The 24,105-nt window shown below is 38.0% G+C and carries 22 protein-coding genes, 1 tRNA gene and 1 pseudogene; 12 read left to right on the top strand and 12 right to left on the bottom strand.

What is annotated here, in order from left to right:
- Window positions 1-287: 287 nt before the first annotated feature.
- The 3 genes and pseudogenes from P20429_RS19940 to P20429_RS01820 all read left to right on the top strand — a co-directional run bounded on the left by P20429_RS19940 (window position 288) and on the right by P20429_RS01820 (window position 3,473).
- Window positions 288-879: pseudogene (locus tag P20429_RS19940) on the top strand (LuxR C-terminal-related transcriptional regulator).
- A 1,043-nt stretch (window positions 880-1,922) separates the two neighbouring features.
- Window positions 1,923-3,053 (top strand): porin, encoded by a 1,131-nt coding sequence (locus P20429_RS01815; protein ID WP_007586645.1) that lies wholly within the window; start codon window positions 1,923-1,925, stop codon window positions 3,051-3,053.
- Between the two features lie 12 nt (window positions 3,054-3,065).
- Window positions 3,066-3,473, top strand: a complete 408-nt coding sequence (locus tag P20429_RS01820) for a phosphate ABC transporter substrate-binding protein (RefSeq protein WP_033027152.1) — start codon at window positions 3,066-3,068, stop codon at window positions 3,471-3,473.
- Window positions 3,474-3,915: 442 nt separating this feature from the next.
- Here P20429_RS01820 and P20429_RS01825 read toward each other — a convergent pair whose 3' ends face one another.
- The 8 genes from P20429_RS01825 to rlmE all read right to left on the bottom strand — a co-directional run bounded on the left by P20429_RS01825 (window position 3,916) and on the right by rlmE (window position 11,995).
- Entirely contained in the window at window positions 3,916-5,541 is a 1,626-nt protein-coding gene (locus P20429_RS01825; protein ID WP_024590962.1) for a methyl-accepting chemotaxis protein, read from the bottom strand.
- A 198-nt stretch (window positions 5,542-5,739) separates the two neighbouring features.
- Window positions 5,740-5,824, bottom strand: a tRNA-Leu gene (locus P20429_RS01830).
- Between the two features lie 82 nt (window positions 5,825-5,906).
- A complete protein-coding gene (secG, locus tag P20429_RS01835; RefSeq protein ID WP_002962769.1) occupies window positions 5,907-6,260 on the bottom strand; it encodes a preprotein translocase subunit SecG in 354 nt (117 codons plus the stop codon).
- 1 nt (window position 6,261) lies between these two features.
- On the bottom strand, window positions 6,262-7,011 hold the full coding sequence (tpiA, locus tag P20429_RS01840) for a triose-phosphate isomerase (RefSeq protein ID WP_007586641.1): 750 nt from the start codon (window positions 7,009-7,011) through the stop codon (window positions 6,262-6,264).
- Window positions 7,012-7,082: 71 nt separating this feature from the next.
- Window positions 7,083-8,432: a phosphoglucosamine mutase gene (gene glmM / locus P20429_RS01845; protein WP_007586638.1), complete on the bottom strand. Its 1,350-nt coding sequence runs from the start codon at window positions 8,430-8,432 to the stop codon at window positions 7,083-7,085.
- Window positions 8,429-9,277 carry a dihydropteroate synthase gene (folP, locus tag P20429_RS01850; protein ID WP_007586636.1) on the bottom strand — a complete coding sequence of 283 codons (849 nt, stop codon included), beginning with the start codon at window positions 9,275-9,277 and terminating at the stop codon, window positions 8,429-8,431. The genes glmM and folP overlap by 4 nt, the downstream gene beginning before the upstream one ends.
- Window positions 9,278-9,355: 78 nt before the next feature.
- A complete protein-coding gene (ftsH, locus tag P20429_RS01855) occupies window positions 9,356-11,299 on the bottom strand; it encodes an ATP-dependent zinc metalloprotease FtsH (protein ID WP_032827068.1) in 1,944 nt (647 codons plus the stop codon).
- 66 nt (window positions 11,300-11,365) lie between these two features.
- Window positions 11,366-11,995 carry a 23S rRNA (uridine(2552)-2'-O)-methyltransferase RlmE gene (gene rlmE / locus P20429_RS01860; RefSeq protein WP_007586629.1) on the bottom strand — a complete coding sequence of 210 codons (630 nt, stop codon included), beginning with the start codon at window positions 11,993-11,995 and terminating at the stop codon, window positions 11,366-11,368.
- Between the two features lie 88 nt (window positions 11,996-12,083).
- Between rlmE and yhbY the strand changes: the two genes are divergently transcribed.
- Window positions 12,084-12,380, top strand: a complete 297-nt coding sequence (yhbY, locus tag P20429_RS01865) for a ribosome assembly RNA-binding protein YhbY (protein ID WP_002963153.1) — start codon at window positions 12,084-12,086, stop codon at window positions 12,378-12,380.
- A gap of 82 nt (window positions 12,381-12,462) precedes the next feature.
- Here yhbY and P20429_RS01870 read toward each other — a convergent pair whose 3' ends face one another.
- Both P20429_RS01870 and P20429_RS01875 read right to left on the bottom strand, forming a co-directional pair.
- Window positions 12,463-12,963, bottom strand: coding sequence for a histidine phosphatase family protein (locus tag P20429_RS01870; RefSeq protein ID WP_007586627.1), 501 nt, complete (start codon window positions 12,961-12,963; stop codon window positions 12,463-12,465).
- On the bottom strand, window positions 12,960-14,114 hold the full coding sequence (locus P20429_RS01875; RefSeq protein WP_033027150.1) for a serine hydrolase: 1,155 nt from the start codon (window positions 14,112-14,114) through the stop codon (window positions 12,960-12,962). The genes P20429_RS01870 and P20429_RS01875 overlap by 4 nt, the downstream gene beginning before the upstream one ends.
- 113 nt (window positions 14,115-14,227) lie before the next feature.
- Here P20429_RS01875 and P20429_RS01880 point away from each other — a divergent pair, with 113 nt between their 5' ends.
- The 6 genes from P20429_RS01880 to P20429_RS01905 all read left to right on the top strand — a co-directional run bounded on the left by P20429_RS01880 (window position 14,228) and on the right by P20429_RS01905 (window position 20,265).
- Window positions 14,228-15,031, top strand: coding sequence for a hypothetical protein (locus P20429_RS01880; protein ID WP_007586622.1), 804 nt, complete (start codon window positions 14,228-14,230; stop codon window positions 15,029-15,031).
- 477 nt (window positions 15,032-15,508) lie between these two features.
- Complete coding sequence (locus tag P20429_RS01885; protein ID WP_007586620.1) at window positions 15,509-16,291, top strand: MipA/OmpV family protein; 783 nt, start codon at window positions 15,509-15,511, stop codon at window positions 16,289-16,291.
- Complete coding sequence (locus tag P20429_RS01890) at window positions 16,281-16,664, top strand: DUF3019 domain-containing protein (protein ID WP_007586617.1); 384 nt, start codon at window positions 16,281-16,283, stop codon at window positions 16,662-16,664. The genes P20429_RS01885 and P20429_RS01890 overlap by 11 nt, the downstream gene beginning before the upstream one ends.
- A gap of 25 nt (window positions 16,665-16,689) precedes the next feature.
- Window positions 16,690-17,394 (top strand): response regulator transcription factor, encoded by a 705-nt coding sequence (locus tag P20429_RS01895; protein WP_007586616.1) that lies wholly within the window; start codon window positions 16,690-16,692, stop codon window positions 17,392-17,394.
- A gap of 19 nt (window positions 17,395-17,413) precedes the next feature.
- Window positions 17,414-18,706 (top strand): HAMP domain-containing sensor histidine kinase, encoded by a 1,293-nt coding sequence (locus P20429_RS01900; protein ID WP_007586613.1) that lies wholly within the window; start codon window positions 17,414-17,416, stop codon window positions 18,704-18,706.
- A gap of 203 nt (window positions 18,707-18,909) precedes the next feature.
- Window positions 18,910-20,265 (top strand): sodium-dependent transporter, encoded by a 1,356-nt coding sequence (locus P20429_RS01905; protein ID WP_007586611.1) that lies wholly within the window; start codon window positions 18,910-18,912, stop codon window positions 20,263-20,265.
- A gap of 79 nt (window positions 20,266-20,344) precedes the next feature.
- On the opposite strand, the gene P20429_RS01910 is transcribed toward P20429_RS01905, so the two are convergent.
- Window positions 20,345-20,794, bottom strand: coding sequence for a GNAT family N-acetyltransferase (locus P20429_RS01910; protein WP_007586610.1), 450 nt, complete (start codon window positions 20,792-20,794; stop codon window positions 20,345-20,347).
- Window positions 20,795-20,868: 74 nt separating this feature from the next.
- Window positions 20,869-21,612 carry a sporulation protein gene (locus P20429_RS01915; RefSeq protein ID WP_007586609.1) on the bottom strand — a complete coding sequence of 248 codons (744 nt, stop codon included), beginning with the start codon at window positions 21,610-21,612 and terminating at the stop codon, window positions 20,869-20,871.
- A gap of 265 nt (window positions 21,613-21,877) precedes the next feature.
- Here P20429_RS01915 and P20429_RS01920 point away from each other — a divergent pair, with 265 nt between their 5' ends.
- Both P20429_RS01920 and P20429_RS01925 read left to right on the top strand, forming a co-directional pair.
- Complete coding sequence (locus tag P20429_RS01920; protein ID WP_007586608.1) at window positions 21,878-23,452, top strand: cation:proton antiporter family protein; 1,575 nt, start codon at window positions 21,878-21,880, stop codon at window positions 23,450-23,452.
- A gap of 350 nt (window positions 23,453-23,802) precedes the next feature.
- A complete protein-coding gene (locus P20429_RS01925) occupies window positions 23,803-24,027 on the top strand; it encodes a DUF3820 family protein (protein WP_007586607.1) in 225 nt (74 codons plus the stop codon).
- The last annotated feature ends 78 nt before the right edge of the window (window positions 24,028-24,105 follow it).

Genomic DNA, 24,105 nt, shown 5'->3' with positions numbered 1-24,105 from the left:
TGTGAAGAAATGTATAAATTATTTGAATAAATGTATAAAGAATAAAAGCAATTTAGGCATTGTTAGCTTTAGGTGGATTATCATAAATAAAGAACATTAATATCAACCTCACTAAAAAGCTGTTTTAAAACAAAAAACCGCATAAATACAATTTTAAAAAGCACATAAAACGTACTTTACACATGTACTTTAGTGTATAAAAAAAGAGCTACAACACATTCTCCTATCATTGAAATTAACTAAAAATAAGAATATAGTACTAAAATGTAGTCTATGGATAGAATATTATGAATATTGAAAACACAGCTGATAAAAGCCTCAAATGCTTCACAAATCCAAATTACACTTCACTTTTTTGTGTTGCAGCTGACTTCAACGTTTTACTTGTTAATTATCAAGCTTTAAACGTCATTACCAATTATGAACTTATTAATCAATTCATGCTAAAAAATGGTCACCAAGGACTGGTAATTTTTTGATGTCCCAAAAGAATGCGATGTACTAGCATTAAAAGAGTGGCCAAATTTAAAAGGATTGTTTTACGAAGGCACTGACGAAGTACTACTTCAACAAGGATTAGAAGCCATTGAACAAGGAAAGTTATGGTTCCCTCGTGCAGTAACCGATGATTGGATGAGGCAAATGCTAGCGAGTGAACAACAAACTACGCTGCAATCAAACAACTTAACCTGCAAAGAAATGAAAGTATTAAACTTATTATTTTCTGGCTTACATTCAAGTGCAATTGCCGACACTTTATTTATAAGTGAAGCTACTGTTCGAGTCCACCTACACAAGGTTTACCAAAAAATTGCTGTAAAAAATAAGCAGCAAGCATTACTTTGGTGTCAAAAAAACTTAAATAAGATCAATAGTTAAGCGGGCTTACTTGAAACCTTATTGTGTCTACTCGACTCTGACTCTGACTCTGACTCTGACTCTGACTCTGAATTATTATTTCAACTGAAAGCATAAAGTCAAAGTTGGACCCACTTAAATACCCTATACAACCAGCAACTTTCTTTTCTTAAACAGCACTCTGGAAGTGCCTTTCATGTCGAGTCAATATCAAAAATCCACTTTTTCGAACTTAATACTGCAAATAAAAATTATACTTTTCTCCTTACTATTTATTAATACCTGAAATAATTACAAGGTATTGATATTACTTATTGTATAAAGCAGTGGCCCGGCACCACAAACTTTCAGATCTCCAGCAAATAATGGACCAGGCCCTAGAGTAGTAATTACTGATAACGAAGGCCACCACTTTCAGAATGCTTGACTCTCCATAGGTGAATTACAATTAATCACTAGTTTTATACTCACGAGGTCATCTGAAAGTACTGCAAAGTATTATTTTGTGTAATGGAGACGCTAAATAGCGAGATATAACCTATCAAAAGACTTACTTCATCGTAACCGTATGCATTCATTGCAAAGCAGCATAATAAAAACAAGTTAGCTCCTTCATGAGCGCTATTTCCTTTGGACAATCTCGCTAAAAAAAATTTAATCCTATAATAAAACTTCCGTTTAGAAAGTTGCTATTTGCTTATAGCTAACTTTACTTATTAATAATTTCGACTATATATTTACATAAAATATAAACATTTAAACCAAGTAACTTATGTGAAATACATAGAGTTAAGTAATAGCAACTTTATGTAGCAGTAAATACAGCTCTGATGGCTTACAGATAAAATTATAAAAATAAGTTACAGGAGGCATATTTTTGTACCCGAAGACAGGGCTAAACATTTTTAAACACAAACATTCGCACCTGATTAATTTAAAAAACAAAATAATATTGACTAAAAATTAAATAAAAACCTTAAACCATTCTGTTTATTAGATAAATACTCGTTATGCACTTATACTAATAAAGAAATCAACATTTAAATAACAAATAGGAACAACATATGAAAAAGCTATCTGTAGCAGTGGCTGTATGTGCAGTTTTAGCATCTAGCTATGCTAGTGCTGAGGTAAGAATTAATGGTTTTGCATCAATTGTCGGTGGTAAAAGTCTGGATAGTGACAGTACTTTGTACGGCTATGATGACGATATCTCTTTTAAAAATGAGAGTAAATTCGCTTTACAATTATCTGCAGACCTACATGAAAAGCTAACAGCTACGGCTCAAATTATTGCGCGTGGAGAGGATGACTTTGACGCTACATTCGAATGGGCATACGTTACTTATGAATACAGCGATGAACTGCAATTTAGCGCTGGTAAAATGCGTGTTCCTTTTTACAAGTATTCTGATTTCTTGGATGTAGGTTATGCTTATCGATGGGTACGTCCGCCAAAATCAGTATACGGTATCCCATTTTCAACTTATGAAGGAGTTAGTGTAGTTTACAACTCTCAATTGGGTGATTGGGATTCTACGCTTCAAGGCTTTTATGGTGCGTTCGATGGTGATATTGACGTATTTGGAACAGAATTACCTGCTGAATTAAATAATTTAGCCGGTATAAACTGGAGTCTATCATACGACTGGTTCAGTGCGCGAGCTGCATACATTGTAGCCGACACTAGCATTTCATCAGAGGATAGCGGCCTAATTGGTCTCGTAAGTGTATTGTCTGATAGTGGCTTGACTAATACTGCGAATGACCTAATCACTGAAGAAGATAAAACGAGCTTCGTTGGCGTTGGTTTTTCTGTTGATTATGAAAACTTTTTGTTTGATGCCGAATATACGCAATTTGAGGTTGAAGACAGTATACTACCAGAACAGTCACAGTATTACGCATCAGTTGGTTACCGTATTGACAGTGTAATTGTTCATTTTACTTATGAAGACAATGATGACAAACATGACTCATCACGTTTTAATACCATTGAGTCAATACCAACCTTAAATTCAGCTGTAAATGGTGCTCTTGAAGGTCTTCGTGCACAAAGTAACGTATACACAATTGGTGCACGTTATGATTTTCATCCTTCCGCTGCTTTCAAGATCGACTTTAGTCGTTTTGAAGATGACATAACTGATACAGAGACGGATGTTGTAGCTGTCGGTGTAGATCTTGTCTTTTAATTGGAGCTTATGATGAAAAAATTAATTTTAGTAAGTGCACTTTCATTGTGCTCAATTAATGTATTTGCAGAAGTTGCTGTGATTATTAATCCAAGCAATGCTAGCTCTGTAGATGCTGACACAATAAAAAAGATTTATCTGGGAAAAAGTAAGTCATTTAGTAATGGCGATAAAGTTAATCCTATAAATCAAGACGGTACATCTGTAGCTGATGAATTTAACGACAAAGTAGTGGGTAAGTCTAGCAGTCAGTTAAATGCATATTGGTCAAAGCTTGTATTTACAGGTAAAGGTACCCCGCCTGAAAAACTAACAACTGACCAAGCTGTTATTGATTTTGTTGCAGCTAATGCAAATGCAATTGGCTATGTTGATAGTGCTAAAGTGACCGATAAAGTAAAAGTAATTGCGACCTTTTAGCAGTGAAATTGATATAAAAACCACCCAGAGGTTAATACAGATAGGTTGAGAAATATTTAACCAATCGATAAACCGACCTTCTGGTTCGTTTATGAAGGCTTCTGAATTTATTCAGAGGCCTTTTTTTTGCAACCCACTACAACACTTTCTCTAGCCAATAGCTACGCACCCAATTCAGAAGACTTCTGTCAACTGAGTGTTACGACGTGTGCAATTAATATTATTAACTTAATTCAGACTATGTTTATTGAGAACTCAGGGAGTATCCCTAAATAAATAGAGCAATAGTAAGCTAAAGTAGAGCATCACATATTACTAATAAAGCGGGAGTGGACATATACTAGGTATGTCAAACCAGATATCCAAACAAAAAAGCCAGTCAGCGGTTAACTAACTGGCATCAACCCTAGGGTAGATTTTTATACTGACTCAGTACTAAGCTTTACTCGATTCTAAACTTAGCGGTTGCATCTAATAGGTTATCAGATAGGTAATGTAGGTTTTTGGCTACGTCGCGTACAGCAAGTAGTGAGTCCATAGTATCTTCGAACGATACATGCATATTTGACACATTATCTACTACCATAGCTGCAACGGATGTTTGTTCTTCAGTTGCTGCTGCTATTTGCGAATTCATACCATTAATTTCTAACATTTGCTCTGCGATTTTCTCTATTGAAATACCTGTTTTTTCTGCGGCTGTAGCATTATCTGTTGCCATATCACGTGCTGAAGTCATAGCAGCTACAGATTCATTTGCGGCAGTCGTTAATGATCCCAATAGTTCACGTATTTCATTAGTAGAATGTGCAGTGCGAGAAGCCAGTTCACGAACCTCATCTGCCACTACAGCAAAGCCTCTTCCATGTTCACCTGCTCGTGCAGCTTCAATAGCAGCATTAAGAGCAAGCAAGTTTGTCTGATCTGCAATAGACGTAATTACATTCAAAATCTGCGATACATTTTTTGTATCGTCCGCAAGCTTATTAATCGTCCCTGCAGCTCGATTAATTTCATCACTGAGCGTACGAGAAGCGGTAACTGACATCTGTACTTGTGTACGACTTTGTTCAACTTCTTTCTCGGCCGTTTCAGCAGCGTGAGAAGCGTTAGCTGCAGATTCTGATATATCACCAACACTCTGCTTCATTTCTTCCATAGATTGCTTAACAATTTCAGCATCAGTGGTTTGCTTTGTTGTAGCACGCTCAGCTTGTTCCATACCTTGAACTAGTCGTGTTGAGTTTTCCATTAAAGGCTCACATACAGCAATAACTTCAAGAACTGTTTCTCTTAGTAAGGAAATAAATGCGTTAAAATTAATAGAGACTTGGCCAATTTCGTCTTCTGAGTTAACAGATAGCTGTGTGCTTAAAGAACCATTGCCGCTTGCTAATAAACTAAGGTTGTTAGCTGCATCACTCGCAGATGAACCTATATTCTTAGCAATCCAAATAGCCATAAACAATAATAAAATTAATGAAATAATGGATACAGCTAACATTAGAGTTAATGCTTCATCAGAGCGCGCTTTAGTGTTGGCAACCAGTTCAAAAAAACGATTATCCGCTTTTTGTTGAGCGCCTTTAAAACTTTCTAAAACAGATCCATATAAACTTGTTTTAAGCTGCGCTTGTTGCTGAATCTTACTAAAATCAGCAGTACCGTTAACCATACCTGTAGCAATACTTGAGGATATTTTTTCATAATCTGACAACTCATTAATAATATCGTTATTAATGTAGGAGTTATTAAGTTGCGTTATTAAGGTAATATTAGACTCTAAAGTTTGATATACCTCGTCTGCTTTAACTATAAGATCTTGCTCACCAAACGTAACTGCTTGGGTATAAAGTTCATCAAGTTTTTCTAAAAGCCCTACGTTTTGCGACGTTATTTTTACAACTTTATACGATGAGTTACTCATTTCATCGAGAGAAACCTTATTATCATTCATAGCTAAATAGTTTATCAATACGATCACTATGAAAGCCACTACCGCAATACATGTTATTGCATGTATTTTTTTTGTTATGCTTAGGTTTTGAAAAGAGAAGCCTGAAGCCATACTGTGCTACCTTATTTTATTGTCTATATCTATTATCGGCTTGATATCTATAAGTGTGAGCTAAATTTGTAATATTTCTAGTTTTTTCTAACAAATAGAAGAATTATTTAACAATAAACACACATCGCTCATAAAACAATCACAATAAATTACAGATACAAAAAAACCAGTAACATCACTGCTACTGGTTTCTAAATTTGGTGCGGATGGGGGGACTTGAACCCCCATGCCCTAAAGCACCACCCCCTCAAGGTGGCGTGTCTACCAATTCCACCACATCCGCATTTTTTTAAGCTTTCGCTTAATTGTTAAACATGTGATTTATTTGAGGACTATAAATCGTTTAACGATAGCTTTACGCTAAATTAGTTTGGTACGTCAGAGCTTTGCTCTTTAGTAGATGTTACTGGAACATCTTCTTCAACAGGAACTACTGTTTCTACTGCTGGAGCTGCTTCTAGGTTTTCCCATTCGTCAGTCTTTTTAATTTGACCAGCAGTTAGGTTTCCTAACACAATGCTTAATACAAAAAATACAGTTGCTAAGCTTGTGGTTGTTTTTGTCATAAAGTTACCTGCACCTGACGAACCAAAAACTGTGCCTGATGCACCAGCGCCAAATGAAGAACCCATATCTGCGCCTTTACCTTGTTGAATTAAAACCATTCCAACTAGAGCCAAAGCCACAACTAAATAAACTACTAATAAAATTTCGTACATCTTATACAGTCCCTTTTGCACTGTTACAGATTGCAGTAAAAGATTCTGCTTTTAGACTTGCGCCGCCAATTAAGCCGCCATCTATATCTGTTTGTGCAAATAATAATTCGCTATTTTTTTCATTAACGCTACCACCATATAAGATGGTAAGCCCTTGTGCTAAATTGCTATCAAGTGATGCAATTTTGTCACGGATAAATTTATGAACAGTTTGTGCCTGCTCTGGCGATGCAGTCTTACCTGTGCCTATGGCCCAAACGGGCTCGTATGCTATCACAGAATCTTTCAGTGCTGCTACACCTAATTTCTCTATTACTGCATCAATTTGTGCAGCAACTACTTGTTCGGTTTGGCCGTTTTCTTGCTCACTTTCGCTCTCGCCTACACATAATATTGGTGTTAACCCAACTTGCTGTGCTCTAGCAAACTTTTCAGCGACTGTTGCATTACTTTCGTTATAAATACTGCGGCGTTCAGAATGACCAACGAGTACGTAAGTTGCACCTAAATCTTTTATAAGCTGCGCATCAACTTCACCAGTAAATGCGCCAGGTGTATTTTCAGAAACAGTTTGAGCTCCTGTAGAAACACCGCTAGCTACCATTGCTGGTACAAGTGGGAATGGAGGAAATAAAACAATGTCCATCTCTTGTGATTTTACATCGTTAATAGCGTCAGACATTTGTTTAACTAACTCTAAAGAGCCATTCATTTTCCAGTTGCCTGCGACCATCGCCTTGCGTATTGCCATTATCCACTCCACATTAGAAAGCGGGCGAGATATTAACTTTTCTCGCCCAAAGTTACAAGAGATTATTGTTATTAATCAGTTTGTTTGCTCATAGATTCTACAACAGCTGCAATTTTTTGAGCGCTGTCTATTACAATCTTTTCTTGCTCGGCTTCAACCATAACACGAACCACAGGTTCAGTGCCTGATTTGCGCAGTAAAACACGGCCTTTATCGCCTAAAGCAAGCTCTACTTCTGCTACAGCTGAAAGCACTTCTGGTGCTTTTGTTGGGTCAGTTCCAGCTGTATAACGCACGTTAATCATCTTCATTGGATACTTGGTAAAACCAGCGCCTAAGTCTTGCAATGTGCGATTTTGTGCAACCATAGCAGCAAGTACTTGTAAGCTTGAAATAATACCATCACCCGTGCTAATTAAGTCTAGATTCAGTACATGGCCTGAGCTTTCACCGCCAATTTTCCAGCCTTTTTGCTGTAGTAATTCCATAACATAGCGATCACCTACTTTACTGCGAGCAAACTCGATACCTTTTGCTTTTAAAGCGTTTTCAAGGCCCATGTTAGACATAACAGTACCAACTACACCACCACCCAAATTATCATCTTGGGCTGCTTGGCAAGCAATAATATAAACCAGATCATCACCATCAAAAACACGGCCATTATGATCAACCATCATCACGCGGTCACCATCACCATCGTATGCAATACCTACGTCGGCTTTAAGTTCAAGCACTTTACGTTTAAGGGTATCTACGTGAGTAGCGCCACATTCATGGTTGATATTAACGCCGTTAGGCTCACACGCATGTGTTATTACTTCTGCGCCAAGTTCACGCATAACAGAAGGTGCAATATGATAAGTTGCGCCATTTGCGCAATCGACAACAATTTTAAGACCTTCTAAAGACAGGCCTTGCGGGAACTGGCTCTTACAAAACTCTATATAGCGGCCATCCGCACTGACTAAACGCGATGCTTTACCTAATTTATCTGAAGCAACACATGTCATTTGCTCATCAAGCATCGCTTCAATTTCAAGCTCTACTGCATCATCAAGCTTTAAGCCTTGACCATTGAAAAACTTAATACCGTTATCGTAATACGGATTATGTGAGGCACTAATTACAATACCTGCTTCAGCACGAAATGTTTGCGCTAAATAAGCAACGGCCGGTGTCGGCATAGGACCCAATAATACAACATCAATACCAGCAGCAATTAAACCAGCCTCAAGTGCGGTTTCAAGCATATAGCCCGAAATACGCGTATCTTTACCAATAATTACTTTTTTAGTACCACTTTGCGATAATACACGCCCAGCAGCCCAGCCTAGCTTCATTGCAAATTCAGGGTTTATTGGAGCAGCGCCTACAAGTCCACGCACGCCATCGGTGCCAAAATATTTTCTTTCTTTCATTGTGAAATTCCTTGTTCGCAGGCTTGATATACACCAAGTACATCTGCGGTTTCTTTTACGTCATGTACACGAATAATTTTTGCGCCATTTTGCGCTGCGATTAACGCACCCGCTAAGCTGCCCGCTAACCGTTCATTTGTATTTCTGTTTAATAAATTACCTATCATCGATTTACGAGATAATCCGGCCAATAATGGCAAACCTAATTTATTAAAATCGTCAAACTTAGCCAATATTTGATAGTTATGACTAAGCGTTTTTCCAAATCCAAAACCTGGGTCTAGAATAAGTCGTTCAAACTTAATCCCAGCTGTTTCACATGCTTTAATACGTTCACTAAAAAACATACTTATATCTGCAAACAAATTATCGTAATGAGGTGACGATTGCATGCTCCGGGGCTGCCCTTGCATATGCATTAAACAAATTGCTACATCTTCATAATGCGCAACCGTTTCTAAGGCGTCTATTTCTTGTAAAGCTCTAACATCATTGACTATATCTGCCCCTGCAAGTATTGCTTGTTCCATTACCTGTGCTTTACTGGTATCAATTGAAATAACGCAATCACTGTGCTGACGTATCGCTTTAATAGCGGGGATTACTCGAGCAAGTTCATCTTCTAAGCTAACATCTGGCGCGCCTGGGCGAGTAGATTCTCCCCCTATATCTAAAATTGTCGCACCGTCATCTAATAATTGCATTGCGCGTTTTAGCGCTATTTTGGGATCTAAAAACTGCCCACCATCAGAAAATGAATCCGGCGTTACATTTAGTATTCCCATAATAACGGGCTTTTCAAGATTAAGCGTACGCCCTCTCGGAAGCTTTAATATGTTAGTCATTGCCAACCTTTATTCTTTTTCTAAATAGCTGATACAAAAAAGCCCCGAAGTTCGGGGCTTTCATTACTATTTTAACGATTATTCAGCTTTGTCATCAAGGTTTGTTTCATCTTTTTTTGATGAATCATCAGTCTTTTGACTTTCATCAGCAACTGGTTCTTGAGGTTCTTCCGCTTTTACCGGTTTAGCTTCATGACGGTCATGTGCATCACGCGGTTCACGTACTGGTTGGCGTGCCATTAAATCATCAATTTGCTTAGCATCAATAGTTTCGTATTTCATTAACGCATCTTTCATTGAGTGAAGAATATCAATATTTTCTTTTAATATTTCTTCTGCTCTTTGATAGTTACGATCTGAAAGTAATCGAACCTCTGCATCAATTACTTTTGCCGTGTCGTCCGACATGCTAGATGAACGACTACCGCCACCACCCATATACATTTCGTTCTGATCTTCAGCGTAAAGTAACGGACCTAGTTTTTCACTTAAACCCCAATGTGTAACCATTTTACGCGCTATATCTGTAGCTCGTTCAATGTCATTACTTGCACCCGTTGTTACTTTATCTGCGCCGTAAATAAGCGCTTCAGCAATACGGCCACCATAAAGGCTAGAAATCATTGATTCTAAAAGCTCTTTTGAATGGCTAACACGATCTTGTTCAGGCAAGTACATTGTTACACCCAGCGCACGGCCACGTGGAATAATAGATACTTTATAAACTGGATCATGTTCTGGCACCATACGACCAACAATTGCATGGCCAGCTTCATGGTACGCTGTCATTGCTTTTTCTTGCTCGCTCATCACCATGGTCTTGCGCTCTGCGCCCATCATGATTTTATCTTTAGCAGCGTCAAATTCAGCCATACTTACAACACGTTTATTACCACGCGCTGCATAAAGTGCAGCTTCGTTTACTAAGTTTGCTAAATCCGCGCCAGAGAAACCTGGAGTACCACGTGCTATAAGAGCTGCTTCTACGTTATCGCCTAATGGCACTTTACGCATGTGTACTTTAAGTATTTGCTCACGACCACGAATATCAGGTAAACCTACTTCAACTTGACGGTCAAAACGACCTGGACGAAGTAATGCAGGGTCTAATACATCTGGTCGGTTAGTTGCTGCGATAACGATAATACCTTCGTTACCACCAAAACCATCCATTTCTACTAGCATTTGGTTAAGTGTTTGCTCACGTTCATCGTTACCGCCGCCCATACCAGCACCACGTTTACGACCAACAGCGTCAATCTCATCTATAAAGATAATACAAGGCGCCGCTTTTTTAGCTTGCTCAAACATGTCACGTACACGTGACGCACCAACACCCACAAACATTTCAACAAAATCTGAACCAGAAATTGTAAAAAATGGCACTTTAGCTTCACCAGCAACAGCCTTCGCAAGTAACGTTTTACCGGTACCTGGAGGACCAACCATTAGTACACCTTTAGGAATACTACCGCCAAGTTTTTGAAACTTAGAAGGATCTCTTAAAAAGTCTACCAGCTCAGTAACATCTTCTTTTGCTTCATCACAACCTGCAACATCAGCAAACGTTGTTTTAATTTGATCTTCACTCATTAAGCGAGCTTTACTCTTACCAAATGACATAGCGCCTTTACCGCCGCCGCCTTGCATTTGACGCATGAAGAATATCCATACACCTATAAGCAGTATCATCGGGAACCAAGAAATAAATATACTTGCTAAGAATGATTGTTCTTCAGGTTGTACACCCTTCACATTTACATCATTTTTAAGTAAATCATTTATTAAGTCTTCATCGTACATTGGCATCGTTGTTTGAAAACGCTCACCACTGCTCTTAGTACCAGTAATATTTCCTGTACCGCGGTCGATAATAACTTCTTGTAAAGAGCCACTGCGGACATCTTTTACAAATTGAGTGTAACTTGTTTGGCGATCAACTTGCTCGCCGCCATTAAAGCTCTGAAAGACTGACATCAGCACAACTGCAATCACCAGCCATAGTATTAAATTTTTCGCCATATCGCTCAAGGGGTTAACCTCTTGTATCCAATTAATTTAAATTCAACTAAACGCCAAGCAACTGTACTACAGTTTGTATCCAGTCGCTACTATATATACTTCCCGAGAACGGGCACGTGAGGCATCAGGTTTGCGTATTTTCACTGCTTTAAAACTATTACGTACATCTTGCAAGTATTGATCAAAGCCCTCTCCTTGGAAAACTTTAACAATAAATGCGCCATTTTTCTTTAGTACTTGACTACACATATCCAGCGCAAGTTCTACCAAATACATACTACCCGCTTGATCTACTGAGTTATTACCACTCATATTTGGTGCCATGTCAGAGAGTACCACATCAACATTTTTACCATCAATACGTTTTAACAACGCATTTAATACAGCCTCCTCACGAAAGTCACCTTGTAAGAAGTCAACACCCGCAAGTGAATCCATCGGTAATATATCACACGCGATCACTTGGCCTTTGTCACCTACTTTTTCAGCCAAATATTGAGACCAACTTCCTGGAGCCGCCCCTAAATCAACAACTGTCATACCTGGACGAAGTATTTTATCTCTATTTTGTACTTCATCTAATTTAAAAACCGCTCGGGAACGCCAGCCTTTTTTTTGCGCTTCTTGAACATATTTATCATCAAAATGTTCTTTCAGCCATCGCTGTGAACTGGCTGACTGTTTTTTATTTGTCATAAATTAACACGCAACTAATTAGTAATATTCTCTAGATGGCGTTAGAATACCCTTAATTCAAGCCATATTCAGCAAAATTTGTATAAACATGACATTATCAAACAAACAAAAGCAGTTTTTAAAAGGTCAGGCACATAGCCTTAAGCCTGTAGTTTTACTAGGTTCTAACGGTTTAACCGAAGGCGTAGTAGTCGAAATTCAAAGTGCATTAGAAATTCACGAATTAATCAAAGTTAAAGTTCCAACTGACGATCGTGAAACAAAAGCACTAATTTTTGAAGCAATCGTACGTGAAACTGGTGCGACTAAGCTACAAACGATAGGTCACACTATTGTGCTTTATCGCCAAAGTGTTGAGAAAAAAATACATTTACCACGTAACTAATTAATCCTTTTTAAAGGGTTTAGTACGTTTAAATTAAAAAACCAGCTTAATGCTGGTTTTTTGTTACATAATACTTTTTAATTTAAAAGCTCATTGCATGGTGGGTTGCATCATAATCAGTGCCGTTACTAGTGGGCTTATTATGCAGTATAAAATACTGAGTAAATTGTGTCTCACTCATAGCCGGCACTTTTTCATTGGAGAGTAGTTCTGCCAGTTGCGGCGTCGTATTACTGTGCCCAATAACAACAACCACTCCCTTTAGTTTTAGTAACTCATTTTTTAGAACACTTAACTCACCTGCTTTATACACATTTATTTTGGTATTAAAATGTGCCTGCAAAGGTGCGGCTGTTTGCAACGTGCGTTTATAGTTGCTGCTAAAAAGATGTATATTTTGATGTTCTTTAAACAACGTAACTAAATTATTTGCACGTGCCTTCCCCTCTTCTGAAAGCGCTGGGTTTTTACCCGTTAACTTTTCGCTATGACGAAACAAATATACTTCGTCAGGTGCGGCAAATACCAAACTACAATTGAATGACATGACTAAAAAAGTGACTGCTAATATTATTTTATTCATATTTTTTTACCTCGCTTATATTCTAATAGCCTGTCGATAAATTCAGTCGTTAATTCATTTATTACGCCGGTTTCAGCATTAACGATTAAACTAAAACCAACATTTAAGTGGGGAAATACAACCACATCGCTTCTATATCCTTGCACCCAGCCACTATGATAATAAAGTGTTTCATCAGCATAGTTATAAACGCGCCAACCTAATCCGTAATAAGCTTCATTAAGGTGTTTTTTCCACACCCTGCGATGCATTTCTTTTTTTGTATGTGTATAAGGGCGTGTTTGTTTTGCTAGAGTATCCAATGACAAAATATCAGGATATTGGCCCAGCTGCGCTCTTAACCAAATAGCCATATCACTTGCGCTAGCGTTCACACCCGCTGCAGGTCCCACTTTATAATAATTTTTTTTAAGCTTAGCGCTATACCAGCGTTTTTTACCCCGCACATGAGGTAGAGCATAATTATTGTCATGCACCATTTGTTCAAAACCTAAGCTCGCATCACTCATTTTTAATGGCTCAAAAATAGCTTCTCGTAACCACTGTCCGTAACTTTTATCGGTGCTTTGTAATATCACATCGCCTATAAGACTAAACATAACGTTTTGATAGCCATAACATTCGCCGGGTTTGCAAATTGGTTTGACGCTAAGCAGCTTTTCAACAATACCTGGGTAATCCATACGAGATTCAATTAAATTGTCGTATGCATTAGGAACTAATCCACTTGAATGGCTCAAAAGATGAAACACCTTTAAATCATCTTGATAAACAGTCCCTTTAAAATCAGTTATGTATCCGCTAACAGGCTTATCTAATTCCAGTAGGCCGTTAACAGCCAATTTAGCTGATAACGAGCCTGCAAATGTCTTCGAAACAGACGCGAGTCTAAACCGAGTATGCTTATTAACTTTTTGTCCATTTCGTGATTTAGTTACGCCCATGGTGTGGATGTAGTCTGAGTTGTTTATATTTACAATCGAAAGCGCTGCACCGGGTATACCTTTACTTTTTAATTTTTTTTGTGCGTAACGGCCGTACTTTTTTACAAATGCATCCCAATCAGGATCCGCTTTTGCTGCAAAACCCACAGAACTAAACAGCAAACACAAAGCAGATAGGCAATACAATAAAGAGTTGAGATACTTCATTTTTTATAAATTTTATCTTTTTAACTACATCTGCGCAGATAATATCATGAAGTTTTGTTTGTACTAACGTACAATACGACGATTATTTGGTTTTAAGCGAGTGTTTAGTACTTATGCGTTTTTTAGTTGTGTCACTTTTTATTTTATTATCAACTGGTTGTGCTATTACAAAGCAACCGGCCGAACCACTGGCTATGCCATTAAAGCCAACATTAAAAAGTCAGACCTATCAACTTGAGTACACTACAGAGCACTCATCTCCAAAAGTTAAATCGGTTCAACTTCCTGCGCATAAAGTAGTTAGAAACCAAACAGTAAAAATCATTACCGATAAGGCAAGCGTAACCGATAAACTTCTATCGCAAATTAGCCAAGCACTGAACGATAAACAACTAAAAGTAACAACTAAAAACAACAGTGACTACACACTGACTATTCAGCAACTCGATTTAACTTTCACAGACGATACTAAGTACGCAATAAAGCAACCAGAGAAGCCATTTACTTTATATTCAAATGTTGCCCAGCAATACCCAACACAGCAGTGCGCTGCAATATTTGCACAAGTTAGTATGCGTCTCACGCACAAGTCATCGGGTGATGTTGTTTGGTTTGCTAAATCTTCAATCGACAGCGCAAGTTTTCATCGTGAACCACTAATTTACAATTTCACTGAAGAGCAAAAAATCACAAATGAGCTTGAGGTTGTCGCTTTTATTCATCAGCAAAACACTGACGAGGCCCGTATTGAAAGACTTGGCAAAGATATTCAAATCCCTCAGTACAAAACGTTGTCAAAACTATCTAGCCTTACCAAACTTAGCGGTCCATGTAACAGAACAGAAGTAAGTGCATTAACACCTATGATGCAGTTTTACTTGAGTAGTATATTAATCGATAAAATTAAAGTTCAGTAAATTAGGGTCTGTTGATCTTTACGGATTAAAATTTGTTCAAACAAGGGGCTATTTAATCGCGGCGCGAGGTTTGTAACCTAGTGGGCTCGGTAACTGCTCCTGCGTTACCCTACTGGCTTACATCCATGTAAGAATAAGTAAAAACCGAGCAACAAAGAGTAAATAGCCCCTAGGAAGAACCTTTTGGGCAGCGCCTGTTTGGCATTAATGCTACGTTATCGCCCATTTGTGGGGAATAGCCACACTGCATAGGCTCTGCCTTGCCTAAATACCAAACAGACTGCTGAAAATTTAACCTTAAAAGTTCAACAGACCTAACACTTACTACATTTTTTTACAGATTAAAGGAACGAATTAACAATATACTACGCTTAATAACAAATAATAATTAGGCCCTAAGGGATGAGAAACGCTTTGCTTAACCATACTTTACTGAGCATAACACTGCTTTTTTGCTGCATTTTTAGCACGTCGAGTATGGCAAGTAACCGCTATTATGCAGATAATACGTTAGAGCCAACCCAAGGCTTTGCGTGGGATTGGAGTGCTGGTGCGGGCTTTTATATTGAAGATTCTTACCTTGTCGGCATTGAGTCTTACGATAAAGGCGTTGAGCTCGACTTAAGTCTTGCTGTTTCCTACGATAAATTTTACCTTGATTTCGATCACAATCAACTCAGTGGCGGCCTTGTAATAGGCTACAGTCTTATAGATAAATTTGATTGGGGCCTAGATATATTAGGCACAAATACTCAAGCTGGATTTGACGAAAAAGGCCTCGGATTCTATAACCATGGTGTTATAAAAGAACTCCAAGGTATAAAAAAACGTAATTACGACTTTGACGTCGGCCTTCGACTTTCTCGTCGATTTGAAAATTCTCAATTCTCTTTTGAATACCTTCATGATGTATCTGGCGCGCACAATGGCTGGGTTATAAACAGCTTTTTTAGTCACATTTTACCATGGCGAAACTGGGAGTTTAGATCTGGTGTTGGTTTAAGCGCCTACTCTGCTGACTTTACCAATTATTACTTTGGTATTGATAGCGATGAAGCCACCAGCCTTCGCCCGGTTTATAGCAGCAATGCCAGTACTAGTATTATTTTTGAGTTCCATGCTGAGTACCCAATAAGCCAAGATTGGGTGTTTTTATCCGGCTGGCTTACCACATGGTTTTCAAAAGAGATTGACGACAGTCCAATTATTTCCCAAGGATATCAACACAAAGCCAAGGTAGGCCTACGTTATGTATTTTAGATGGATCTGTGTATTACTGATCTTCCCCAGTACTTTTACTGTTAAAGCTCAGGAACCTCCTGAAGCACTTATAGCAGTTCCCGACACCTGCGTTGCATTGCGCGAAGGGCGAAATTGCTATGCTGACGTAACGCTAACGTGGGAGCAACCTATCATTGGTAATTACTGCCTACGTGACGCCACCTCAAAGTACATAATGCAATGTTGGCTCAAGCAACAGAGCGGTACCTTTAATTATGCATTTGATTCACAGCAAAGTATTTCATTTGAACTATTTGACAGCAATACCTCTAAAATAATTAGTATTGCCGAAGTAAAGCTTCAATGGGTATATCAAAACAGGCAAAAAAAGCGCCGCTGGCGACTATTTTAATACCAATCGCATTAAGGATATTTTCATGGATAACTATGGCACTATTTTACTCGTTGAAGACGATGTATCACTTGCTCAATGGGTTGCTGAATACTTAACAGAGCAAGGCTACACAACGCATGTTTGTCACAGAGGTGACAAAGTAATTAGCCAAGTCAAAACGTTAAATCCAAATATCGTGCTCCTTGATATTATGCTTCCAGGGCAAGATGGTATAAGCGTGTGTAGAGAACTTCGTAGTTTTTATAATTCGCCCATCATAATGCTCACCGCACGCGATGAAGAAATGGATGAGGTCATTGGTCTAGAAGTAGGTGCAAGCGACTACATAATGAAACCTGTACGCCCTCGTGCATTGCTAGCGCGTATAAAAGCAGCCCTTCGCCAAAACAATGAGCCAAATACCCCACACGTTAACGAGAGTGTTATTAATGTTGGTGCGCTTAGTATTGATACCGAATCTAGAAATGTAAAACTCAACAAGCAAGACGTAAACATATCAAGTGCTGAGTATTTACTGCTTCATTACCTTGCGAGCAATGCAGGCCAAGTGGTCTCGCGTGACGCTGTATTTAAAGCAACCAAAGGCAGAGAATACGATGGGCTTGATAGAAGTGTTGATGTACTTATTTCTGCACTTCGTAAAAAGTTTAATGATGATCCACAAAACCCTGAAAAAATTAAAACTATTTGGGGCCGTGGATATTTACTTGTTTCTACTGCGTGGTAATAAAGTGATGAATAAATAAATGAAAAAGTTTTATATATCGCTTCTAGGCAGTGCACTTTTATCTATTGTGGTATTGGGCTGGCTTATTGATGCTTTTAGTCAACAAGCGCATACCCCGCAGGATGAATTTAGTCAGCAAAGTAAAATGATCATGGGTTTTAGCAAGCAGTTAGCTAACATACCCACATCTGAGCGCAGCGATTATGTAAAACAACTGGCGCTAGAGTTTGATGTTTTAATTGATTACAAACCTAATGAATCACTTGCTTTACCGCCTTCTTTATTATTACAAATGCACACGCCGGGTGGGCTGATTTTAGAAGATCAGCAAGGCTTTTATATGCTTTATAGCAGCGCTGTTTTAAATCCTTTTCACTTATCAATGCGTTTAGATAAAATTTTTGATAGCGAGCAACATAATGACATTATATTAACCTTGCTCTTTTACGCAGGCTTATGTGTATTTATGGGGTTTATTATTGCGCCCTTAGCTAAACGATTAACCGTGTTAAATGAAGCCGCTAAAAAGTTTGCCTCTGGTAATGTTCAAGCCCGAATAAAAGTATCGCATTTTACTTACATAAAAGACGTAGAGCTTACCTTTAACCGCATGGCCAGCCAAATAGAGAAACTTGTCGCCGAAAACAAGCTAATGGCCTCAAGTTTATCTCATGATATACGCACCCCTATCGCGTGCCTGCGATTTGGTTTAGATGCGGCATTAGATAGCCATGATGAGCAAAAAGTAAAACAGTATTTAACCCGTATGGAAAATGATTTAGACCATATGGAATCGATGCTTAGTAGCTATTTAGCATTTGCTACTTTAGAGCAAAATGCTAATAAGCTGACCTATTCATCAACAAACATTAAGTCCTACCTTGAAGATATTTTAGTGCAACTTGCACCTAAGCTTGAAATGCAAATGCTCAACGTACAGCTCAATAGTACCGATAAAATAATAAATGCAGATCTTCACTGGCTTGCTCGCGCAATTACTAATTTATTAACTAACGCATGTGATTTTGCAAGCCAACATATTTACTTAAGCGCAAAGTTACACGAGCAACAGCTTATAATAACGGTAGAAGATGACGGCCCGGGTATCGCTCGAGAAAATTTTAGTAATGTATTTAGCCCATTTTTTAGGGAAGAAGATCACCGTAACAGAGCTGATAAAAGTTACGGCCTTGGTCTAGCTATTGTTGAAAAAGTAGCCGACTGGCATCATGGCAGTGTTAAAGTAAGTAAAAGTACCCAGCTAGGTGGTGCGTGTTTTACTCTCACTATTGCACAGCATCATAATTCGTAAAGCAATAGTTACAGACTGTAATTAACAATTATTAAACAAAATCAACTCGTTATTTAAACGACTCGATAACAACAATTAAAATCGATGGTTATAACACACACTTTACTTATTAAATTGTGCTAGATCAGCAAATAAGCACTTTTTATTTTTTAACATTTCCAGTAGATTGTCACCGCCGTCACACAATAGAGAAGTACAATAATATGAGCGCAGTTAGAGGCGAGTTCAGCTCTCGCTTTGGTTTTATTATGGCCGCCGCGGGTTCTGCCGTTGGTTTGGGCAATATTTGGGGATTCCCTACACAAACAGCAAGTAATGGCGGTGCTGCATTTTTAGTCGCATATTTAGTGCTTGCGTTCTTTTTAGCCTACCCCGCTTTAATGGCTGAACTTATGATTGGTCGTCATGGCCAAGCAAATGCGGTTTCATCACTTCAAAAAATATCTAATAAGCCATGGCAAAAACACTTTGCCTTTATTGTTGGTTTTGGCGGTATTTTATGTGCTGGCTTTATATTAAGTTTTTACGCCATTGTTGCCGGTTGGATGCTCAGCGCTACAGCTGAACCCATAGCTACTCTTGTCGGTGCCGACACAGCATCGACATGGTTAAGTGAGCAATCACTTACCCGAAACATTATATTCACTCTCGTCTTTATCGTACTAACTGTCGCTATTATTAGTAGAGGCGTTGAGAACGGTATTGAAAAATGGTCAAAACGTTTAATGCCCGCTCTTTTGGGGATTTTATTTGCACTTATTGCTTATGTAATGACCCAAGATGGCGCAATGGAGGGTTTAAAGGCTTACTTAGTTCCTGATTTTTCGTCTATTTTTGACGCAAAACTATTAGTTAGCGCACTAGGACAAGCTTTTTTCTCTTTATCGCTAGGTACTAGCGTAATGATTATTTACGGCTCGTACATTAGCAAAAAAGAAAATCTTGTTTCTTTAGGTGCCTATGTAACCCTTATTGATGTATTTATAGCCTTTGTAGCGGGTTTACTGATTATTCCGGCGATGTATGTAGCGCAAGCTCAAGGCGTTGAAATATTCTCGGCCTCAACAGGTAAATTACTCTCTGAAGATACGTTAGTATTTCAGGTACTCCCTGCTTTATTTGATGGAATGGGCGAAGTTGGCTTATTTGTGGGCTTTTCATTTTTTGCGTTAATGAGTATTGCCGCTTTAACGTCATCTATTTCAATGTTAGAGGCGCCAGTATCATACACTGTAGAACGCTTTGGGATGAAACGCGTTCAGGCAACCTGGTTGATTGGAGCTTTAATTGCTATCGTTAGCATTATAATTGTGTGTAACCTTAGCAGCTTATTTGGCTTAGTGATTACTTTAACTACAAAAGTAGCTCAACCTTTGCTTGGCCTGATGTGTTGTATATTTGTAGGCTGGATTTGGTACAGAAGCTCATTACTTAAAGCAATTAAAGAAGGTAATCCTGAGGTCCATAACACATTGTTTTGGAAAATATGGCCTTGGTATACCAAGTTTGTGTGTCCACTTGCTATTGGTATGGTGTTTTTACACTCACTCTTGAGCTAAATAATACCTTAACCTTAAAATAGTCTTAAATTAAAATAGCCCACATTAGTGGGCTTTTTTATAGCTGCTTAAATTGGATTTATTTAGTGAGTTTTAAAATCATATCTTGATGAGGTATACCGTCTTCTAAATATTCACTTTTATAATCCTCAAAGCCAAAAGAGCGGTAAAAATCAAGTAAGTAAGTTTGTGCACCTATATAAATATCTCGCTCAGGCCATTGTGCTTTGCAGCAGTCTATAGCTTTAGTAATAAGTAAAGTAGCATACCCATTACCACGCGCTCCTTCACTCACTAGCACGCGACCTATTGCGCTGTATTGCTCACTTTTGTCATAACAACGCGCATAAGTTTGTAGTTGCTCATTATCCAATGTATATAAATGCTGTGTATTTAAAGCAATATCTACATCATCAAGTTCAGGGTAAGGACATTTTTGCTCTACAACAAACACATCAACCCGCCCACGCATAATAGTAAAAAGAGTCTGTGTATCAAGAGCGTCAAACTGCTCACATTTAAACTGCATATTAAATCCTATAAGCAAAAAACCCAGCTTAGGCTGGGTTTATTAAAATCACTCGCTAGCTTAGTTAGCTTATACTAAGTAAATAAGCGCTCTAGCTGATCACACAACTGCGATAGATTCACATGATCGTGCTCTATGGTCAAATCTACATAACCATCGCCTTTAAAGGCTCTGTCTAGCTCTATAAGCACATGTGTTTTATGTGCCTCTGGTACAAACGATAATTCAATCTCCTGAATGCCAAATAAGCTGCGGCTATTAGGTTTATACTCAAGTTCTTGATAACAGCCAGATAATGACTGAAAAGTTGAAGCCCGTAAGTGGCCTTTTTCTACGTCAGCTTTCATTAAACTAAAACCTAACTTTTCCATCGCTTGCATACACGTTTTAACCGCTTCATTAGGGTAAATGTGTAAATGATCTTTATCTGTTGGGTCAAGTGCTAAGTCTATATCTAGGCCTGTTTCTAGCCATACATGTGATTGATTATAACCTGCATTAATTTCTGTAATAGGTGTTTCAGAATGAAGACGTGCTTCAAAAGGGATGTTTTTAACTTCGCCTGGCTCAATTGTACCAATATCTGTAATTCGCCATTGCTCAATTACATGATTAGTAAAATAATCACCATCATCACCCGCAACTTTAACACGAGTCATTAATAATAAATCTAAGCCTGCGATATCTTGGCTAACATCCCCTGCTGTGATAACTATTTGTGCGTTAAAAAGTTGACCTGGTTGTAGGTGTTCAGTTTCTAAAATAGTGTCTACTTTTGCAGCACCAATACCTACCGACGCTAAAATCTTTTTAAACATATCTCTCTCCTTAAGCTGAGCTGCTCTATTATTTGCTCTGGCTTAAACTTCTTCGTTATCGCATCTTAACCATATTTAAAAGCTAATGTCAGTGAAAAAATGTTATTTACATACTATTTACGATTAAATAAGTGTTTAATGCGCATTTTTCATACGCAGCAAGGCAAGTAATTGATTAGACGCGTTCATTTTTAGGTCTATTATATTTTCAATGGCATAAATTTTTCGTTACACTGCAACACCAAATGAAGTGATATTAAGAATTATGGAACTAATCTATTTTGCTGCCGCGTTTGTTTGTGGTTTTGCCGTTTATCAATTAAAACTACCTCCTCTTATTGGATTTTTATTAGCAGGCTTTGCTTTAAATTTATCAGGATATAAAAGTACAGAGTTGCTCGATACAATTGCAGCACTTGGCGTTACCCTTCTTCTTTTTAGTATTGGCTTGAAACTTAAAGTTAATAGTTTAATTAAACCTCAAGTTTGGGCACCTGCAACATTGCATATCATTTTTAGCAGTGCGTTATTTAGTGGTTTTATGCTATTACTTGGCGTATTCGCTATTCCACTATTTGTTGATTTAAGTTGGCAAAGTGCTTTATTAGTTGGGTTTGCGCTTAGCTTTTCAAGTACTGTATTTGCAGTAAAAGTGCTTGAAGAACGCGGAGAAATGGCAAGCTTACACGGTAAAATAGCCATTGGTATATTGGTAATGCAAGATATCTTTGCTGTTATCTTTTTAGCTATTAGCACCGGTAAAGTCCCAAATTTATGGGCAATTGCACTAATAATTGCTTTGCCTTTATTACGACCTGTAATGTATGGCGTATTGAACCGATCTAAACATGGTGAACTATTACCATTGTTTGGTTTTTTCTTTGCTCTAGTTGCTGGTTATCATGCATTTGAATTTGCAGGCCTAAAAGGCGATTTAGGTGCACTAATAATAGGAATGATGTTTGCCCCTCATAAAAAGGCAGGCGAGCTATCAAAATCCCTGCTTAATTTAAAGGACATATTGCTAGTTGGCTTCTTCTTAAGTATTGGTTTGAGCGCAGAGCTAACCACTAACTCCTTGATTGTTGCTATTATACTTATTTTAGTATTACCCGTTAAAATAGCGCTTTATTATGTGTTCACTAATATATTTAAACTACGCGCGCGTACATCATTACTTACTGCTTTTAGCTTATCTAACTACAGTGAGTTTGGTTTAATTGTATGTGCAGTGGCTGCAACTACAGGCATGATCACCTCTGAATGGCTAGCTGTAATGGCAATTGCTGTTTCTATTACCTTTATAATTGCCTCCCCATTAAATAAACGTTCAAACGAGTTGTACGTCAAAATTGAGCACTGGTTATTAAAGTTCGAAAGCAAAACTCGTTTAGCTGAAGAGCTACCTGTTAACCTTAACGATACTAGAATAGTCATTTTTGGTATGGGACGTATTGGTACTGGTGCTTATGAGACTATCAACGCGACTCACCCAAATGTTGTTGCAGGTATAGATATAAAACCTGAGGTGGTAGATAAGCACGTTAACAGAGGCCGCAACGTCTTAATTGCTGATGCAACCGACCCTGACTTTTGGCAACGAGTAAATCACTCACAAGTAGAAATGGTTATGCTTGCAATGCCAAAGCATATGCAAAATATTTTTGCCTTAGAGCAACTACAAGCCTCCGGTTATAAAGGTCAAGTAACAGCTATTGCAAACTACCCTGATCAACAAAAAGAACTAGAAGAAATGGGTGTTCATTCTACTTATAACTTTTACCTAGAAGCCGGTAGTGGTTTTGCAGAGCACGTTAAACAAGAGCTATTTAACGAATAATTACTTTTTATAACGTCTATAAATAACAAGGCCTTAATCAGTTAAGGCTTTGTTATTAGTTTTTAAATAAAAAGCAATTCTATTTACATTCCTTTACAAGCCAATTCACCACAACAATGAAAAACAGGTAGACTAACTGTGTTGGTTAAATAAGAACCCATGTTCTAATAATAACTTAATTAGATCCCAGCTAATTAAAGTTCAACTAGGTTTATATCAATCAACATAAAATTATTAAATCAGAGGGCCTACTCCCTCGCAAAATAGGCTGTTTCTTGCCCGTCACAGCCTATTTTATATCTCTAAAATCCCTTACACTTACGCATACTTTAAATACATAAGTAGTTTTTATGGATCCAAAACAACTAAAAATAGCTATTAATACCATAATGCCGTTTGGAAAATATGCAGGACGGCCATTGCTTTTACTGCCAGAGCCTTATTTAGTCTGGTTTAATCAGCAAGGGTTTCCTGACTCAAAACTAGGTAGTCAACTTGCGATGATGTATGAGGTAAAACTAAATGGCCTTGAGCAAATGTTAATGCCATTACTTGAAAAAAATAAAAATAGTTGAGAACTTTTTCAAGTACTTGCGGTCTATTATATTGCTACTTGTTGATTTTGGTTTTTAACCGCAAAAAAAAGCGCCTTA

Origin of the sequence: Pseudoalteromonas sp. BSi20429, from assembly GCF_000238895.1 — a bacterium.
In the GTDB taxonomy this organism is placed as follows: domain Bacteria; phylum Pseudomonadota; class Gammaproteobacteria; order Enterobacterales; family Alteromonadaceae; genus Pseudoalteromonas; species Pseudoalteromonas arctica.
The sequence above is the reverse complement of the archived record's forward strand: the minus strand, read 5'-3'. Positions and strand labels throughout refer to the sequence as shown.